The organism is Colwellia meonggei (assembly GCF_057537295.1).
Genome location: NZ_BAAJLZ010000003.1, coordinates 89,938 through 108,054 on the forward strand (window position 1 = coordinate 89,938; position 18,117 = coordinate 108,054).

Annotated in this window: 18 protein-coding genes; 15 read left to right on the forward strand and 3 right to left on the reverse strand. The window is 38.4% G+C overall.

Going from position 1 to position 18,117, the window contains the following annotated elements; translation table 11 throughout:
- Positions 1 to 190: 190 nt before the first annotated feature.
- The 6 genes from AC27E9_RS08870 (at position 191) to AC27E9_RS08895 (ending at position 5,951) form a co-directional block, all read left to right on the forward strand.
- Positions 191 to 838 carry a hypothetical protein gene (locus tag AC27E9_RS08870; protein WP_487129316.1) on the forward strand — a complete coding sequence of 216 codons (648 nt, stop codon included), beginning with the start codon at positions 191 to 193 and terminating at the stop codon, positions 836 to 838.
- 115 nt (positions 839 to 953) lie between these two features.
- On the forward strand, positions 954 to 1,784 hold the full coding sequence (locus AC27E9_RS08875; protein WP_487129318.1) for a spondin domain-containing protein: 831 nt from the start codon (positions 954 to 956) through the stop codon (positions 1,782 to 1,784).
- A 17-nt stretch (positions 1,785 to 1,801) separates the two neighbouring features.
- Positions 1,802 to 2,644 (forward strand): spondin domain-containing protein, encoded by an 843-nt coding sequence (locus AC27E9_RS08880; RefSeq protein WP_487129320.1) that lies wholly within the window; start codon positions 1,802 to 1,804, stop codon positions 2,642 to 2,644.
- A gap of 207 nt (positions 2,645 to 2,851) precedes the next feature.
- Positions 2,852 to 3,577 (forward strand): response regulator, encoded by a 726-nt coding sequence (locus AC27E9_RS08885; protein WP_487129322.1) that lies wholly within the window; start codon positions 2,852 to 2,854, stop codon positions 3,575 to 3,577.
- The gene (locus tag AC27E9_RS08890) at positions 3,574 to 5,055 is read left to right on the forward strand and encodes a sensor histidine kinase (RefSeq protein ID WP_487129324.1); all 1,482 of its coding nucleotides are present in this window, start codon (positions 3,574 to 3,576) and stop codon (positions 5,053 to 5,055) included. Before AC27E9_RS08885 ends, AC27E9_RS08890 begins: the two co-directional genes overlap by 4 nt.
- 101 nt (positions 5,056 to 5,156) lie before the next feature.
- On the forward strand, positions 5,157 to 5,951 hold the full coding sequence (locus AC27E9_RS08895) for a M48 family metallopeptidase (protein ID WP_487129326.1): 795 nt from the start codon (positions 5,157 to 5,159) through the stop codon (positions 5,949 to 5,951).
- A 62-nt stretch (positions 5,952 to 6,013) separates the two neighbouring features.
- Here the strand turns inward: AC27E9_RS08895 and AC27E9_RS08900 are convergent, their stop codons facing one another.
- Positions 6,014 to 7,351 (reverse strand): Na+/H+ antiporter NhaC family protein, encoded by a 1,338-nt coding sequence (locus AC27E9_RS08900; protein WP_487129328.1) that lies wholly within the window; start codon positions 7,349 to 7,351, stop codon positions 6,014 to 6,016.
- Positions 7,352 to 7,691: 340 nt separating this feature from the next.
- Between AC27E9_RS08900 and AC27E9_RS08905 the strand changes: the two genes are divergently transcribed.
- Together AC27E9_RS08905 and AC27E9_RS08910 are read left to right on the forward strand one after the other, a co-directional pair.
- Entirely contained in the window at positions 7,692 to 8,126 is a 435-nt protein-coding gene (locus AC27E9_RS08905) for a disulfide bond formation protein B (protein ID WP_487129330.1), read from the forward strand.
- 7 nt (positions 8,127 to 8,133) lie between these two features.
- The gene (locus tag AC27E9_RS08910; protein WP_487129332.1) at positions 8,134 to 8,784 is read left to right on the forward strand and encodes a DsbA family protein; all 651 of its coding nucleotides are present in this window, start codon (positions 8,134 to 8,136) and stop codon (positions 8,782 to 8,784) included.
- A 148-nt stretch (positions 8,785 to 8,932) separates the two neighbouring features.
- Here AC27E9_RS08910 and AC27E9_RS08915 read toward each other — a convergent pair whose 3' ends face one another.
- Entirely contained in the window at positions 8,933 to 9,124 is a 192-nt protein-coding gene (locus AC27E9_RS08915) for a hypothetical protein (RefSeq protein ID WP_487129334.1), read from the reverse strand.
- A gap of 115 nt (positions 9,125 to 9,239) precedes the next feature.
- Here AC27E9_RS08915 and AC27E9_RS08920 point away from each other — a divergent pair, with 115 nt between their 5' ends.
- Both AC27E9_RS08920 and AC27E9_RS08925 read left to right on the forward strand, forming a co-directional pair.
- Positions 9,240 to 9,635: a universal stress protein gene (locus AC27E9_RS08920; RefSeq protein WP_487129336.1), complete on the forward strand. Its 396-nt coding sequence runs from the start codon at positions 9,240 to 9,242 to the stop codon at positions 9,633 to 9,635.
- A gap of 104 nt (positions 9,636 to 9,739) precedes the next feature.
- Entirely contained in the window at positions 9,740 to 10,714 is a 975-nt protein-coding gene (locus tag AC27E9_RS08925; RefSeq protein WP_487129338.1) for a ketopantoate reductase family protein, read from the forward strand.
- Positions 10,715 to 10,836: 122 nt separating this feature from the next.
- On the opposite strand, the gene AC27E9_RS08930 is transcribed toward AC27E9_RS08925, so the two are convergent.
- Entirely contained in the window at positions 10,837 to 11,211 is a 375-nt protein-coding gene (locus AC27E9_RS08930) for a hypothetical protein (RefSeq protein ID WP_487129340.1), read from the reverse strand.
- Between the two features lie 228 nt (positions 11,212 to 11,439).
- On the opposite strand from AC27E9_RS08930, the gene bamJ reads away from it, so the two are divergent.
- The 5 genes from bamJ (at position 11,440) to carB (ending at position 18,087) form a co-directional block, all read left to right on the forward strand.
- Positions 11,440 to 12,063: a BamJ family beta-barrel-assembly machinery protein gene (gene bamJ, locus AC27E9_RS08935; RefSeq protein ID WP_487129342.1), complete on the forward strand. Its 624-nt coding sequence runs from the start codon at positions 11,440 to 11,442 to the stop codon at positions 12,061 to 12,063.
- A gap of 88 nt (positions 12,064 to 12,151) precedes the next feature.
- Positions 12,152 to 12,598 (forward strand): hypothetical protein, encoded by a 447-nt coding sequence (locus tag AC27E9_RS08940; RefSeq protein WP_487129343.1) that lies wholly within the window; start codon positions 12,152 to 12,154, stop codon positions 12,596 to 12,598.
- Between the two features lie 8 nt (positions 12,599 to 12,606).
- A complete protein-coding gene (gene dapB, locus AC27E9_RS08945) occupies positions 12,607 to 13,413 on the forward strand; it encodes a 4-hydroxy-tetrahydrodipicolinate reductase (protein ID WP_487129345.1) in 807 nt (268 codons plus the stop codon).
- 295 nt (positions 13,414 to 13,708) lie between these two features.
- A complete protein-coding gene (gene carA / locus AC27E9_RS08950; protein ID WP_487129347.1) occupies positions 13,709 to 14,842 on the forward strand; it encodes a glutamine-hydrolyzing carbamoyl-phosphate synthase small subunit in 1,134 nt (377 codons plus the stop codon).
- 29 nt (positions 14,843 to 14,871) lie between these two features.
- Positions 14,872 to 18,087, forward strand: a complete 3,216-nt coding sequence (gene carB / locus AC27E9_RS08955) for a carbamoyl-phosphate synthase large subunit (RefSeq protein WP_487129349.1) — start codon at positions 14,872 to 14,874, stop codon at positions 18,085 to 18,087.
- Positions 18,088 to 18,117 lie beyond the last annotated feature (30 nt).

An 18,117-nucleotide genomic window follows, 5' to 3' on the forward strand; every position in this document is an offset into this window, starting at 1 on the left:
GTTAGTTTACGTTAAATTTAACTAACGTATGAAGAAGTAACGTTTTTAGCAAACGTTGCTGTAATATAATTTGTGGCAACCCACTTTAGTAATGTGAAAAAATATTGAGAGCAATATGAATCTAAAATCATTTAAGAGCCTTGCTTATTCCCGAACTATAATTGCTTTATTGGCATTATCGAGTGTAAATATGGCAACCGCAACAACACTTGCAGAATATTTGTTGGAAAAAAATGAAAAACTTGCGGTAATGGAAGGGCATGCTCAAGCGGTATCTTCTCAGGTAATATCGTCGTTAAATTCAACCCGTGATGCTAAAAAAGCGAGCCCACTTGCTCGAGCTATGGCACAGTCTTCAACAGAAGCAGAACAAGATACCCAATTCATTGAAAAAACCTTAACACTTGAAATTAGTGAACTGCAAGATAACAGCGGCTTAGTCTATTTAGGCGGGAAAGTTTCAGAGGTAGAGCTTAGCCGATATTTAAAGCAGCTTAAAAATAAATTGGGAAAAGAAAAGTATGCCATTTATCGTCAGCATCAAGCAGCGCGTGATCATCAATCTTTTCATGTCACTTTAGTTAACCCATACGAATATCAAACAATAAATAAAGAAAAATTTAATTTATCACAAAAGTTTCGAGTAACATTACATGGCATAGGTAAGGTGGCAAAAGGCGATAAAGAAAGTTATTTTGTTGTTGCATCATCGCCAGATGGTCAATTTATTCGTCAAAAATTATTATTAAAGAACAAAGACTTCCATGTGACGTTAGGCTTTTATCCTGATGATGTTTATGGTGTTAGTAAAGGGCGAGACACGCTAATTAGCAAATAAATTTCATTACTTTTAATTTAAACTCTTGTGATAAAATTGTGATAACTTTGTGAAAGTTTAGCAATGTTTGCTTTGCATACTGAATGCGAAATCATTTAGTCATCAAGGGAAACTTATGAAACTTTTTAAAGCAGCATCAGCTATTGCATTAGCTTGTTCAAGCTCAGCATTAATGGCACAAACCATTGATATCGAAATTACTAACTTAACTCACGCACAACATTTTACACCACGTTTAGTTATCGCACATGACAATACTGTCGATGCCTTTGAACCGGGTGTAGATGCATCGTCAGCATTAGCATGGCTTGCTGAAGCAGGTGTTATTGATGATGCACAGAATGCAGCTTCTTCAGGTCAAAACTTTGAAGCACTTTTAGGCCCAACAGATACTGATAATACATCTAACACTTGGCACCGTTTTGGTGGTTTAGTACCGCCTTCAATGTCAGTAAGTTATCCATTCGATACGATGGATAAACCATATCTTTCTATTTTATCTATGCTTATTCCAACCAATGATGCCTTCGTTGGTTTAGATAGCATTAAAATTCCAACTACTCCAGGTACATATACTTATATGCTACATGCCTATGATGCTGGTACTGAGTTAAATGATGAATTAAACAGCACTCGTACTGATATCGTTGAGCAAGGTGGTACACCGCTAGGTGGTTACGGTGCTCCTGGTGTGGCAGGTGTTGGTGCATCTCCGGTACCGTTAGGTGTTGGTGGTACGGGTGTTGCTGTTAAAGTTGGTTTTGCTGAAGATGGCACAGCCATTGGTGCCAACGAAGTTGTTGATGGTACCGATGGTCCAGTTCATATTCATCGAAATGTTTTAGGCGATACAAGTCTTACTGATGGCGCAAGTGATCTACAGTCTACTGAACATCGTTGGTTGAACCCTGTTGCTCGAGTAACTATTACTATCCCAGCACCTTAATTAAGGGAGAACAGATCATGAAAATTAACAAAATAAGTTTAGCTTTACTGCCTCTTGTTGCAGTACTAGCAACCGGTTGTGGTGGTGATGATGGTCGCAATGGTGTTGATGGTGCACCAGGTATAGACGGCACAAATGGCACTGACGGCACAAATGGTGCAGACGGTACTAATGGCACAAATGGTACTAACGGCAACCTTGCTGTTTATACTGTGCAGTTAACTAACTTAACCTATAGCCAACCATTTTCTCCTGCTGCGATCATTTTGCATGAGCCCGGATATAACGCATTTATTGATGGTGAAGCGGCAAGCCTTGGTTTAGAGCAGTTAGCTGAAGGTGGTAACCCAGCAGAGTTAATCGCTGAAGCATTGGCTGCAACGCAGTATCTTGATGCTATTGCGACTGATGGGGCAACACCGCCACGTTCAATCGGAGCAACATCAACTTTATTAGTACCTTTACTTGATGTTGATGATTTAAGGCTGACATTCACCACTATGTTGGTTGATACCAATGACGCCTTTACTGGTCTTAATGCTGCTGATATCAGCAATATGACGGTAGGTCAGTCGGTAAGCTTTATGGCACCAACTTGGGATTCAGGTACTGAAGCTAATACTGAAACCGCAAGTACAATGCCAGGTCCTGCAGCAGGTGCAGCTGGTGGTGGTGGTGCAAGTGCCGGTTTTGACGCAGCACGAGACGATCTTTTTGACCGAGTTCACTTTCATCAGGGTGTTGTTACTAATGCCAATGCAACTGATGCAAGTAAAGAAGGTTTAACAACTTCCGTTTTAACAGAAGCGGATCGTTGGGATAACCCCACTGCTCGAATCGTAGTAACACGCACACGCTAAAGTAAAATGGCGCCTTAAATCAAGATGGTATCGATAGGCGCCATTATTTTCTTTTCCTCAATAATTCGAAAGTATTTTTGCACTAGTAAGTTCTTATGCTGCAGACATAGAGAAAAATAACGAATGAACCTTGAAATGTTTCGAGGTGATAATTGTTATTTTTTTGTCGACGTTCTTATAAATAAGATAATAATGACGGAGCAGAGCATGGATACCATACTGGTTGTGGAAGACGATCAAGATATTGCCGACTTAGTAAAGTTGAGTTTAGAGGAAGTAGGTTTAAGTGTTGAACACTGTTTATCAGGTGAAGCGGCACTCGATAAATTATCAAACCAGAGCTATGACTTAATCATGCTTGATGTCATGCTTCCGGGTATGTCTGGTTTAGATGTTTGTCGGCAACTTCGAGAGCAAAAGCCCGAACAGGTGATTTTAATGGTAACGTCAAGAAATAGTGAAATAGATCGTGTACTAGGCTTAGAGCTTGGTGCTGATGACTATATGACAAAACCATTTAGTGTACGAGAATTACAAGCTCGAGTGCGGGGGCAGTTGCGCCGAGTACACCTATTATCAAGATTAAGTCAGCAACAATTAGAGAAGCAATTGCCTGAGCAATATTTAACGTTAGGCGCGTTGCAAATTGATAATGTTTCTCATCGAGCAACGTTAAATGGCAAGAATGTAGAGCTTACTTCTACCGAATTCGATTTGTTATTTTATTTAGCGTCACACCCAGATCAGGTTTTTTCTCGTGAACAATTATTAAGTTCTGTATGGGGTTACCATCACAGTGGTTATGAACATACGGTGAATTCACATATTAATCGCTTAAGAAATAAAGTTGAACGTAATGCCACCAAACCTGAAATAGTGCAAACTGTTTGGGGAGTAGGCTATAAACTATGTCGCCATGGTGTTGCCGCGTGAAATTATCTCTTTACCACAGACTATCCTTATCATTGTTAGTGGTATTTATTGTCATTATTAGCGTGTTTTTTATTTGGGCAGAACATTTAGAACAAACGACACGATATGAATCAACACAGCACTTACATCTATCACTTGCTGCTAGCCTTGCCCGAGATAACCCATTACTTCAAGAAGGCGCATACGATCATCAAGCGCTGAAAAATCTTTTCCATACCTTAATGGTGCTTGGCCCGGCATTTGAATTCTATTTCGTCGATCCAAGTGGTGTTATTTTAACTCATTCAATAGCTCCTTCTTTGATAAAGCGCGACCGAATTGATATTACGCCGCTAATTCAATTAACGCAAAATCAAGTTAGTTTGCCCATTTATGGGGATGATCCACAACATCAACGTCGACAAAAAATTTTTTCAGCAGCCCCTGTTTTTAATGGTAGCGAATTAAGAGGTTACCTGTACGTAATTGTTGCAGGAGAGCGTTATGAATCAGCTTACAGTAAAATTGATTCGGATAATCAAGCAGAGCTTTCTATGGTAATGCTGGTTGGCGCCTTACTGTTTCTCTTTATTGTTATGTTGGGAATATTTTATTACTTTACTCGGCCATTACGCCGATTAAATAAAGACATTCAATTGCTCAAAGAAGTTGGATTTAATAAAGCAAAAGTCAGTTTAACGCCATGGATGGCCAATAGTAATAATGAAGTACACCAATTAGGGGTTGCATTTGAACAAATGGTTGAACAAATCAACAGTCAATTAACCTTACTTCAGCAAAGTGATGTGCAACGCCGAGAATTATTGGCAGATATTTCTCATGACTTACGAACACCGTTGTCGTCTTTGCAGGGCTTTATTGAAATGATAGCCCATAAAGGGGATAAGCTAAGTGCCAATGAGCGAGAGAAATATACCAATACCGTATTAAAAAATACCTTGCAGTTAAAGCTCCTTATTGATCAAATTTTTGAACTTGCTCATCTTGAAGGTGGTCAAGTGTCTTTAAACTTTGAAGGCTTTAATTTAGCTGAGTTATTGTATGATGTAATAGCGAAATTCAGCCTAGAAGCAAATGCTAAGCATATTGATATCAGCGTTGAGCCAAGCAGTTCTTATACGCAAGTACATAGTGACATTGCCAAGTTAGAGCGGGTTATTAGTAATTTATTAGAAAATGCCATTCGCCATACCAGTGAAAATGGCAAAATTGTTTTTGCAATTAAGGAGCTAGATGACAATCAGTGCCAGCTTACCATAACGGATAATGGCACAGGTATAAAAGCTGAAGAACTGTCATATATTTTTGATACTCGCTATCGTGCCAGTAATGCCATACAAGACAAGAATAAGCATACAGGGCTTGGATTAGCCATTACTAAAAAGCTATTAGAGCTACTTAAATCTGATATCAAAGTGCAAAGCACTTTAGGTACAGGTACATCATTTTCATTTAACTTAAGACGTGTAAATCACTAACACTTTTAGGTAGATAGCTGACATAACGATAAAAGAAATAATAGATATTTATTTTGCCATTACCTAAAATAAACATACAAAGGATTATTTTAGGAACTTCAATGAAATTTAAACTAGCAATATGTCTTGCTGCAATTGTGCTAACAGGCTGTACGAAATCATCTACTGGTCGTTCGCAATTAATGATGATGCCAGATGATGAGCTCAATAAAATGGGGATTGCGTCGTTTGAAGATATGAAAACTAAAGAAAAAATTAGTCAATCTCCTGCAATTAACCGTTATGTGCAATGTGTTGCCGATGCTATTACGGTTAATGTACCTAAGTCTGCACATGACGGCAGCTGGGAAGTTGTGGTATTTGACTCCCCGCAAGTGAATGCTTTTGCATTACCTGGTGGAAAAATTGGCGTATATACCGGCATTTTAAACGTTGCTGAAAATCAAGATCAATTAGGCGCCATTATCGGTCATGAAGTGGGTCATGTTATTGAACGTCACTCGAACGAACGATTATCCTCAAACCAAGCGAGTCAAATGGGGTTATCAGTAATTAATGTGCTTTTAGAAAGCCAAAATATTGAAAGCCGTAATACTGTTATGGCTGGTTTAGGCTTAGGTATGCAGTATGGTGTGCTAATGCCGTATGGCCGCAGTCATGAAAGTGAAGCCGATATAGTCGGCCAAGATCTCATGGCAAAATCAGGCTTTGATCCAAAGGCGAGTATTGCGTTATGGCAAAATATGGCGAAACAGTCAAAAGGTGCGCCACCAGAATTTATGTCTACTCACCCATCGAACGCAACGCGAATTAAGCAATTAACTGAGCATTTACCAAACTCTACGCCATTTTATACGCAATCAACGCGACCGAAATGTGCTAAACCAAACATGTAGTTTAAGAAGTATGAGATACGCTAAAGCCTTAAAAATGCTTTAGCGTTATGTAAATTCAACGGTTATTTTTTGGTTATTCGCCAAAAAGCAAAGCTGGCGACAACTAACAATATCATTGGGTAATAAGCATTAGAGACTACTTCTAGGGGGGATATTTTTAATGTCGCACCAAGAAGTAATGCTTGTGCCCCATAAGGTAATAAGCCTTGGTTTATACAGGCAAATATGTCTAATAAGCTTGCGGAATGCGCAGGGCTTAATTCACCGTCTTGCGCTAAATCTTTTGCCGTTTCACCGGTAACAATAATTGAAACGGTATTATTAGCAGTAAAAAAGTTACAACTAAATGCTAATGAAGCGATGCCAATACCCGAGGCACGTTTTGGGTTATTTGGGCTTAGTTTTCGAGTTAATCTTTCAATACTCGCAGTAAGTGCACTTAAGCCACCTTGATGCTTAATAAGCTCACTTAAACCACCAATAAATAAAGATAAAATAAAGATATCTTGCATACCTGCAAAACCTTTATTTATGTCGCTTACCCAACTTGCTAATTGGTAGCCATTATTTAACATGCCAATCGCTGCGGCGAGAATTATTCCGATAATCAACACCATAAACACATTCATGCCTGATAGCGCTAGCGCCAAGATCACAATGTAAGGTAAAAAACCAATAATATCGAGATCTTGGCTGGCCTGATGATCAAGAGTAATGCCTTGGGTTGCAAAAATTGCTAAGCAAACTAACGCCGCAGGTACTGCAAACTTAAAATTAACTCTAAACTTATCCTTCATGTGCGCGCCTTGGCTGCGGGTAGATGCAATAGTGGTATCAGAGATAATAGATAAGTTATCACCGAAAATTGCGCCCGAAATGATACAACCAGCAATAATGCTCGGGTCTATATCGGAAGATTCGATAAACCCTAAAGCAATAGGAGCAATAGCGGCAATGGTGCCCATTGAAGTCCCCATTGCCGTTGCTAAAAATGCGGCAACTAAAAATAGCCCTGGTAATAATAGGTAGTCAGGGAATATCGACAAACCTAATTGCACACTGGCATCAACACTTCCGGTTGCTTTTGCCACTGTCGCAAATGCGCCAGCCAATAAGTAGATAACACACATAGTTATAATATTCTGGTGGCCTGCACCTCGAATAAATTGAGCTATTTTTTCATTAGTGGTTTCACGTCCCATAGCAATTGCTAATAGTATTGCCGGAATGATGGCAATACTGGCAGGCAATTGATAAAACGCGAAGTCGACACCTTGTAGCGTTAAAACGATACCTGTGCCAAGAAATAGCCCTAGAAATACCCCAAATGGTAGTAGGCTTTTCAGGCTGTGATTTGGTGGGGGAGCTGAAACTGTTTGCTGTGTGTTTTCTGATGTCATGAATAAAGTCTTTATCGTTATTATTATTTTTATAAATCAAACAATAACGACTTTTGCTAGAATGTCTATGTTGGATTGCATTATAGGAATAAAAAAATATTTGTCAATCTAGACGTCTAGAGGTTTATCTGGTTGTGTGAAAGATTAAGCTCAGTTATTTACCTAAAGGAGATTAGCGTCAGGTGCTACTAATTGGGTAATACTCAGTTTATTTATTATATTTCTTGATGCTTATTAATATGTGGAAGACAACCTTTTAATAACGATGTTCTTTATATTATAATTGCTCAATAATTTACGATGCTGCTGTATAAGATGTCGTAATATAAACTGAGGTTATATGAAAGAGACAAATGCAAACACTTCTTCAGCTTGGTTGTTAGTTTTTAGCTGTTGGCTAATTGCCACAATCGCGACACTAGCGAGTTTGTTTTTTAGTGAAATTGTGAAGTTACCAGTATGTGTTTTATGTTGGTATCAACGTATTGCCATGTATCCTTTGGTATTAATGCTACCTTTGGCATTATTTCCTTTTGACGATAAAATAATTCGATATGCAGGCATATTGACACTATTTGGTGGTTTAGTTGCATTATTTCATGTATTACTCGTTGCTGGCGCTATTCCTGAAAGTGCTCAGCCTTGTATTGCCGATATTCCTTGTTCAGAAACGCACTTAAATATTTTTGGCTGGCTCAATATGCCAATGATGTCTTTACTAACATTTGTCGTAATCGGCATACTTTTATTTTTCGCTGATACTAAAACTAAATGAGGTTACCTTGAATAAAAAAATTCTATTTATTAGCACAGTGATTATATTATTTTTAGCTTTTTTCGCTGCGACATCAATATTTCAATCACAACAAGAAACTAAAGAAAATGAGTTAGCGAGTAGTCATATAGATGCGGTAAGCCGTTCAGGCTCACCCAGTAAAGGTGCGGCAGATGCTAAGGTTACCATCATTGAGTTTTTTGACCCTGCCTGTGAAACCTGCGCTCAGTTCTACCCATTAGTGAATAACATCATTAAAAAATATCCAGGAAAAGTAAAAGTAGAAATGCGTTATACACCATTTCACAAAGGAGCTGATAAAGTTGTGGCTATGCTTGAAGCTGCTCATTTGCAAGGTGAGTTTTGGTCAGCATTAAAGTTACTTTTTGCTAATCAACAGGGCTGGACACGCCATCATACAGCGCAACCAGAGCTTGCATTGCAATTTTTAGCAACTTTAGCAATAAATCAGCAGCAGTTAGAAACTGACATGATGAGTGAAAAAGTATTAAAAGTTATTGCTCAAGATGTTAGTGATGCAGAAACACTTAATGTTCGCGCAACACCGCAGTTCTTTGTCAATGGCAAACCATTAACTCGTTTCGGTTATCGAGAGTTAGTTAACATGGTTGAAGAAGCCATAGCCGTTGCATACTAGGTTACTTATTTAACAACAGTTCTAATCTACCTGACGGTGATATATTTCACACTTTTACTATATCATCGCTTTATAAAACGAAAGCGCTAGTTCAATTGCTACTTCTTTGTCATTACCCACTCTAAATATCCTTATTTAAACGATATTTTTATCGATCTTTTTCAATATTATCCTTTGTTTTTACTTCAAAAAAAATAAAGTCGAATTGTTCTTGATGTACATCAATTGAACAGATTGAGTTTTGGCCTTTATCTGATAAATTTAAATAGTGCTTATTGTAGTGCTTATTGTAGTGCTTTTGAGCGAACCAAATTTCTAGAGCTTGCTGTAAATTCGCCATGTCGATGTTTTATTAAAATGATGACTTCAAACTAGGAAGTGAATGTTGAGACGTTTTATTTACCTAGTACGGGGAACATAAGGTTTTTACTTCTAATAAATGTTAAGGATATTCCATGTATAAAACGATTATTTGTGCAATAGAAAATAGCGATGAAGGTGAACTGGTTTTGTCTAAGGCGAACCAGCTCGCACAACTTACTCAAGCCAAGCTGATAGTGACTCATGTCATTCCCTATACGCTACTCCCTAATGATTACCAGAAAGAATTAAAGGAAAGTGCATTACCTGCTATCGAAGCAAAAGTTGCTACTTTTGGTATATCGATTAAAAACGTAAAGGTTAAATTTGGTAAAGCATATGAACAAATATGCTTACTTGCTGAAGCTAAAAATGCAGACTTGATAATTTTAGGTACGCATTCGAAAAAAGGCATCAATGCATTGATTGGCTCAACGGCTAACGCGGTTGCGAATTACGCGCAATGCGACGTTTCGCTAGTTAAAGTGTAGCCTATAGGGCTTAATTTGATTTCAATCCGCTAAGTATTTTACTTTTTTGCATGATAAACTTCGGCTTAGTTTAGTTAGCAAATTCGAGTAATAAAGGACGTGGAATGCATTTTGTTATTGTTGGTTGTGGTGCTGTTGGTGGATATTTTGGTGGCCGTTTAGCGCAACATGGCGAAAAAGTTACTTTTATCGCGCGTGGGCAGCAACTTAAAGCACTGCAAGAATCAGGCTTAAACATAGAAAGCATTGAAGGTGATGTGCACTTACCTTCAATTGATGTGGTAAATGCGGAAAACTTAAACAGTGATAGTTTAAGCGCACCTGCAGATGTTATTTTTCTTTGTGTAAAATCATACCAGTTAGCTGATGCTATCGTGCAAATTAAGTCATTAATCTCAGAGCAAACACGGGTAATACCATTATTAAACGGTGTTAACGTAGCAGAGGTTATGAAAGAGCATGGTATTTTACTTGAAAATATTTTTGGCGGTTTAGCAAAAATTATCGCGGTGAAAAATACTGATGGGATCATAATTCATAGTGGTGCCAAACCTCACATTACGTTAGGCGCCTTTGCTTGTAATGATACAAAAATTGAGAATGATGATTTAAAAGCAGTTGAAGCTAAGCAATTAAGCGAAATTGCAAAGCGTCTAAAGTTGGCAGGTATAAGCGTTGGAGTAACCAGTGATATTCATTTAGCTTTGTGGCGTAAGTTTATTTTTGTTGCGGCATGGGGGGCATTGGCTTCAGCGAGAAAGTTTAATTTGGGTGAGATTCGTTCGCAAAGTCATATTGAGTTTTTACTAGAGCGTATTGTTATTGAATATGCGGAAATAGCTCGAAAAATAGGTGTTCAACTTAGTGATAAGCACATTAAGGAAACAATGACCTTTCTTTCTCGACTACCAGATAGTAGTGAGACATCTATGCAACGAGACATTGCCACAGGGCAACAATCGGAATTTGATATTTTGGTTGCGTATCCTATGATACATGTGAAAGAGTTGAATATATCTGCGCCAGTGCTAACCCAATGTTACCAAAAGTTGATTGAAATTATGAGTGAGAAGCGTTGAATTAAAATTCACAATAAAAGTCATGTAAAATAAAGTGTTAAGCTGTAAGATGTTTGGTAGTTGCTACAGAGTTAATACGTGATTTAAATCAGCCTACCTAAAGTAGGCTGTATAATAATTAGCTAGTGACCTGTTTCGTAAAACATATGAGCAGTATTTAGAACTTCATACGTTCCGTCTTGATAAAGAACTGTCGCACCTGCACTATAACCAGGATTATAAGCACGTACAGTTACATTACATGAAGTACCACCAGTACATTTTGCTTTGCCACTCCAAATGACAGTACTTATTGGTTTTGAAATGTTTTTAAGATAAAACTTACCATTCGTAGAATTACCAAATGAAAAGTCGAAACCTTCACAATCCTGTGTTCCGTTGCCAATAGAGTTTCCACCACTTTTTGGGTATACATCACATACAAGTTCAGTTGCTAGAGCTGAACCAGCAAAAAAAGTTGTACCAATAAGTGCTAAAGCCTTTAATGTTTTATTCACAATATATTCCTTATATTTTCCATTTAAGATAGTCAACTATCAATGTTGACTCAATAAAATTAACAATTTGATAATATATTGTCAATAACAGTAATCATTATCATTTACAGTGGTTTCAATAAATTATAATAAATAACTAAAATGCTGTTGCTAGCACTACAGACTGAGTCAAGTTTATGCTATTCTTGCGCGAATTTTTATCGTATCAATTAATGTGAAGATTAAATAATGTCTGAAAATAAAATCGAAACTATCGAACAACGCGTAAGTTATGGTGTAGGTCGTCAATTAGGTGACCAATTACGTAACAATCCTTTTAAAGATTTTGACGTATCTGCTGTACAAGCTGGTTTAGCTGATGCGATTGCAAATGTTGCAAGCCAAGTATCTGATGAAGACCTAAATGAAGCTTTTGCTGTTGTATCTAAAAAGATGCAAGAGTTAGAGCAAGCTGAAGCAAAAGAAAAGTCAGCTGAAGGCGAAGCGTTCCTTGCAGAAAATGCAAAGCGTGATGAAGTAACAGTAACTGACTCTGGTTTACAGTATGAAGTATTAGCTACAGGTGAAGGCGAGAAACCTTCTGCTGAAAGCACTGTACGTACACATTACCACGGTACTTTCATCAACGGTGATATCTTTGATAGTTCTGTTGATCGTGGCCAACCTGCTGAATTTCCAGTAGGTGGCGTTATCGCTGGTTGGACTGAAGCATTACAATTAATGACTGAAGGTTCAAAATGGCGTTTATATGTACCTTATAACTTAGCGTACGGTGAGCGTGGTTCTCAAGGTGCCATTCCTCCTTATGCAACTTTAGTTTTTGAGGTTGAGTTATTAGCCATCGTTAGCTAATTATACTATTTTTTAAAAGCCCTCATTTGAGGGCTTTTTTATAGGCTTTGTTTACTAAAACTAACTAGCTAAGAGCTAAACTCACTAAATGAATACTTTGATTATTGAAGCGCTATTTGAGCAGTACGTTACGGCATTTGAACAACAAGATATAGCAAAAACATTATCTTGCTATCAATTACCCTGTACTTTACATACGCCAGATAAAGCCGTGTTAATTTGTGATGTAGATGATTTTAAACGTGAATTTTCAGATATTTTCAATGTTTTATCACAGGCAGGTATAAAAACATTCAATAGCGCAAAAGCGAGTTTTAGTGAAGTTAATGCAGATTTAATTTTAGCCTGTATTGATTGGCAGTTTTTTTCTCAAGATGGCGAGCTGTTTACCGATTTTTCAGCTTTTTATCATATTGCTTTAGTTGATAAACAATGGAAAATTGTCAATGTAGTATCACAAGAGCTTAGCCAGTCAGTGGCGCTAAGTACCCCTTTTGATATTTCTAACAATACTGAAAATAAGATAACCGAATAGGAAAAGTCATGATAGTTAAAGTTGCCATTTTAGGCTGTAGTGGGCGAATGGGACGCAATTTAATCGAAGCGGCAATTGAGCATAAATCAATTGAGCTAGTTGGTGGTAGCGTACGCAAAGGGTCGTCATTTGAAAATTTTGATCTTGGCGAGCTTGCTGGTATTGGCGAAATTGGTCAAAAGACAACGACAGATTACCAAACATTGTTAGCGGCCGATGTACTCATTGACTTTACTTCAATAGAATCGACTCTAGAACATATTCAATGGTGTAAACAACATAATAAAGCGCTAGTTATAGGGACTACGGGTTTTTCTGACCAACAAGTAGAAGTGGTAAAGAATGCAGGTGATGAAATTCCGGTAATCTTAGCGCCAAATACTAGTGTTGGTGTGAATTTATTATTTAAACTGCTTGAAGTAACAGCAAAAGCAATTGGCGACTATACTGATATAGAAATTTTTGAAGCACACCACAGATTTAAAAAAGATGCACCGTCAGGTACTGCTGTGAAAATGGGGCAAGTGATTGCTGACACTTTAGGGCGAGACCTAAATAAAGTTGCCGTTTATGGCCGCGAAGGCATTACTGATGAAAGAAAGCCTGAAACGATAGGCTTTGCGACTGTACGTGCTGGCGATATTGTTGGTGAGCATACGGCATTTTTTGCAGATATTGGCGAGCGCATTGAATTAACCCATAAAGCAAGTTCGCGCATGACCTTTGCGCTTGGTGCAATGCGAGCAGCATTTTGGTTAAGTGAAGCACCTGCTGGTTATTATGATATGCAAGATGTATTAGGTTTGAAAGACTAACCAATAAAATGTTAAAAACCTGACTAAATAGTTAGGTTTTGTTGGTGTTTTTAATAGATAAGTATTGTTTTTGGCGTCTTTGTAGTAAAAACGTTAAAAACAGAGAGTTTTTTACAATTACTACTAGACGAAAGAAGCATTCAGGCGTAAAATAAGTGGATTTTGTCAAAAATTTACTGTTCATGATGAACTTGGTTTAATTTTTGGCATTTTTTGTGCGTATCGCTTTTGTAATTAATGGTGAAGTTATTAGTTGTTTCGCTATTAATATTCTTTCTTCTTAACGGAGGTTAAATTGACTAAATCTGCCATTTTAGTGCTTGAAGACGGCACTATATTTAAGGGCACCGCTATCGGTGCAGAAGGGGCGGCTGTTGGTGAAGTTGTATTCAATACTTCAATGACAGGCTACCAAGAAATTCTTACAGACCCTTCCTATGCAGAGCAAATTGTTACTCTAACATACCCACATATAGGTAACACAGGTACTAATAGTGAAGATGAAGAATCTAGTACTATTTGGGCAAAAGGTTTAGTTATTCGTGACTTACCGCTATTAGCGAGTAATTTTCGAAATGAACAAAGTTTAAGTGACTATCTAAAAGCGAAAAATATTTTAGGTATCGCTGACATTGATACCCGTAAACTTACACGAATTTTACGTGAAAAAGGTGCACAAAACGGTTGCATACTTGCTGGTGAGAATATTGATGAAGCTACAGCGTTATTGAAGGCAAAAGAATTCCCAGGCTTAAAAGGCATGGATTTAGCTAAAGTTGTTTCAACTAAAGAACAGTACCAGTGGACAGAAGGAAGTTGGGAGCTTGGTAAAGGGCATGTTACGCCTGAAAACTCTGAGTTTCATGTGGTTGCATATGATTTCGGTGCAAAACGTAATATTTTACGCATGTTAGTCGACCGTGGTTGTAAGTTAACGGTAGTACCAGCGCAAACATCAGCAGAAGAAGTTTTAGCATTAAACCCTGACGGTATTTTCTTATCAAATGGCCCTGGTGACCCTGAACCATGTGACTACGCTATTACCGCTATCAAAAAATTCTTAACTACAGATATTCCTGTATTTGGCATTTGTTTAGGTCATCAGTTGCTTGGTTTAGCAAGTGGTGCAAAAACCATCAAAATGAAATTTGGTCACCACGGCGGTAACCACCCAGTAAAAGACTTTGATCGTAATGTTGTGATGATCACGGCGCAAAATCATGGTTTTGCAGTTGATGAAAATAATATGCCTGAAAACTTAACAGTGACGCATAAGTCATTATTTGATGGTTCAATTCAAGGTATTCATCGTACAGATAAACCAGCATTTAGCTTTCAAGGCCATCCTGAAGCGAGCCCTGGCCCTGCAGATGCAGCACCATTGTTCGATCATTTTATTGACCTAATCGTTGCAGCTAAAAAAGCTTAGTTCCTAGACAAGAGAAGAGAGATTATATAATGGCAAAACGTACTGATTTAAAAAGTATCTTGATCTTAGGCGCAGGCCCAATTGTTATTGGTCAAGCATGTGAGTTTGATTACTCTGGCGCACAAGCATGTAAAGCATTACGCGAAGAAGGTTACCGAGTTATCTTAGTTAACTCTAACCCTGCAACTATAATGACTGATCCTGAAATGGCTGATGCAACTTACATTGAGCCTATTCATTGGGAAGTTGTTCGTAAAATTATTGAAAAAGAACGTCCTTGTGCTGTACTACCTACTATGGGTGGTCAAACGGCATTAAACTGTGCACTTGAGCTTGAAGCTAAAGGTGTATTAGAAGAATTTAATGTTGAAATGATTGGCGCAACGGCTGACGCTATTGATAAAGCGGAAGACCGTAGTCGTTTCGACAAAGCGATGAAAGCAATTGGCTTAGAAACACCGCGTGCTGAAATTGTTCACACGATTGCTGAAGCCCATGATACGTCAACACGTATCGGTTTCCCTTGTATTATTCGTCCGTCGTTTACTATGGGTGGAACGGGCGGTGGTATCGCTTATAACCGCGAAGAATTTGATGAAATTTGTACTCGTGGTTTAGACCTTTCTCCTACTTCAGAGCTATTAATTGATGAATCATTAATTGGCTGGAAAGAGTATGAAATGGAAGTGGTTCGCGACAAAAATGATAACTGTATCATTATTTGTTCAATCGAAAACTTTGACCCTATGGGTATTCATACTGGTGACTCAATCACAGTAGCACCTGCACAAACACTTACTGATAAAGAGTACCAAATCATGCGTAACGCATCGATTGCGGTATTACGTGAAATTGGTGTTGAAACAGGTGGTTCAAACGTACAGTTTGGTATTTGTCCTGATACTGGCCGTATGGTCATTATTGAGATGAACCCTCGCGTATCTCGCTCTTCAGCACTTGCTTCAAAAGCAACGGGTTTCCCAATTGCGAAAATAGCCGCGAAGTTAGCTGTAGGTTACACGCTTGATGAATTAACTAATGATATTACTGGCGGTGCTACCCCAGCATCATTTGAACCAACTATCGATTACGTTGTAACAAAAATTCCACGCTTTAACTTTGAAAAATTTGCTGGTTCTGAAGACCGATTAACCACACAGATGAAGTCTGTTGGTGAAGTTATGTCTATAGGTCGTAACCAACAAGAGTCATTACAAAAAGCCTTACGTGGTTTAGAAGTAGGTGCCAACGGTTTTGACCCTAAAGTTGATGTAACTCAACCGGGCGCTAAAACTAAAATTATGCATGAGCTTCAAGAAGCTGGTGCTGATCGCATTTGGTATGTAGCCGATGCTTTCCGTTTAGGCCTAAGTGTTGATGATATTTTCCGTTTAACGAAAATTGACCGCTGGTTCTTAGTTCAAATTGAAGATATTATTTTAGAAGAAGCAAAAGTTGCAGAAGGGGGCTTAAAAGTATTAACTCCTGAATATTTACGTCAACTTAAACGTAAAGGTTTTGCTGACTCACGCCTTGCTGACTTAATTGGTGTTGCTGAAGCTGAAATTCGCAAAAAACGTCATAATGCAGATATCTTCCCAGTTTACAAGCGTGTTGATACTTGTGCGGCTGAATTTAGCTCTGATACAGCATACATGTATTCAACATATGATGAAGAGTGTGAAGCAAACCCAACTAGCAATGATAAAATCATGATCTTAGGCGGTGGCCCTAACCGTATCGGTCAAGGTATTGAGTTTGATTACTGTTGTGTTCACGCTGCATTAGCACTTCGTGAAGATGGTTATGAAACAATCATGGTTAACTGTAACCCTGAAACCGTTTCAACTGATTATGATACATCTGACCGTTTATACTTTGAGTCAATCACTTTTGAAGACGTACTTGAAATTGTACGTGTTGAAAAGCCTAAAGGTGTAATCGTACAATACGGTGGCCAAACACCACTTAAACTTGCTCGTGCTTTAGAAGCGGCGGGTGTGCCAATTATTGGTACTTCACCGGACGCTATTGACCGAGCTGAAGACCGTGAACGCTTCCAACAAGCTGTTGACCGTTTAGGTTTATTACAGCCAGAAAATGCAACTGTAACATCACTTGATGAAGCAATGGCTAAAGCAGAAGCTATTGGTTTCCCATTGGTCGTTCGTCCATCTTATGTGCTTGGTGGTCGTGCAATGGAAATCGTTTATGACTTAGATGATTTACGTCGCTATATGACTGAAGCGGTAAGTGTTTCAAATGATTCGCCTGTATTACTTGACCATTTCTTAGATGATGCCATTGAAGTTGATATTGATGTTGTTTGTGACGGCACCGATGTAGTTGTTGGCGGTATCATGCAGCATATTGAACAAGCCGGTGTTCACTCAGGTGATTCAGCATGTTCATTACCTGCTTATAGCTTAAGCCAAGAAGTTCAAGATGTTATGCGCAAGCAAGTTACTGACCTTGCATTTGAGTTGGGTGTAAATGGCTTGATGAACACCCAAATGGCAGTTAAAGACGGCAAAGTTTACTTAATTGAAGTAAACCCGCGTGCAGCTCGTACGGTACCGTTTGTTTCAAAAGCAACTTCAGTGCCGCTGGCAAAAGTTGGTGCTCGTGTTATGGCTGGTAAATCTCTTAAAGAGCAAGGCATTGTTAAAGAAGTTATCCCTTCTTACTTTTCAGTGAAAGAAGTGGTGATCCCATTTAACAAGTTCCATGGCAGTGACCCATTAGTTGGCCCAGAAATGCGTTCTACTGGTGAAGTAATGGGCGTTGGTAAAACGTTTGAAGAAGCGTATGCAAAAGCTAACTTAGGCGCAGGTGTTTCAGTACCAAAAGATGGTCGCGCATTAATTTCAGTAAGAAATAGTGATAAAGAGCGTGTGGTTGAGTTAGCTAAGCAAATGGTTGCTTTAGGTTATGAATTGGATGCAACTCACGGTACTGCGGTTATCCTTGGTGAAGCGAACATTCCATGTCGTTTAGTTAACAAGGTACATGAAGGTCGTCCACATATTCTTGATAGAATTAAAAATGGCGAGTATAACTATATTATTAACACAACTGAAGGTCGCAAAGCGATTGAAGATTCAAAAGTGTTACGTGGTGGTGCTTTACGCTACAAAGTTGCTTATACTACAACTCTAAATGCAGCATTTGCCGCTTGTCAGGCACACGCTGCTGATGATAGAAATACAGTAACATCAATTCAAGAGTTACATAAAAGCTGTTAATAATAAGGTGGCGCTTATTCATTTTTGATA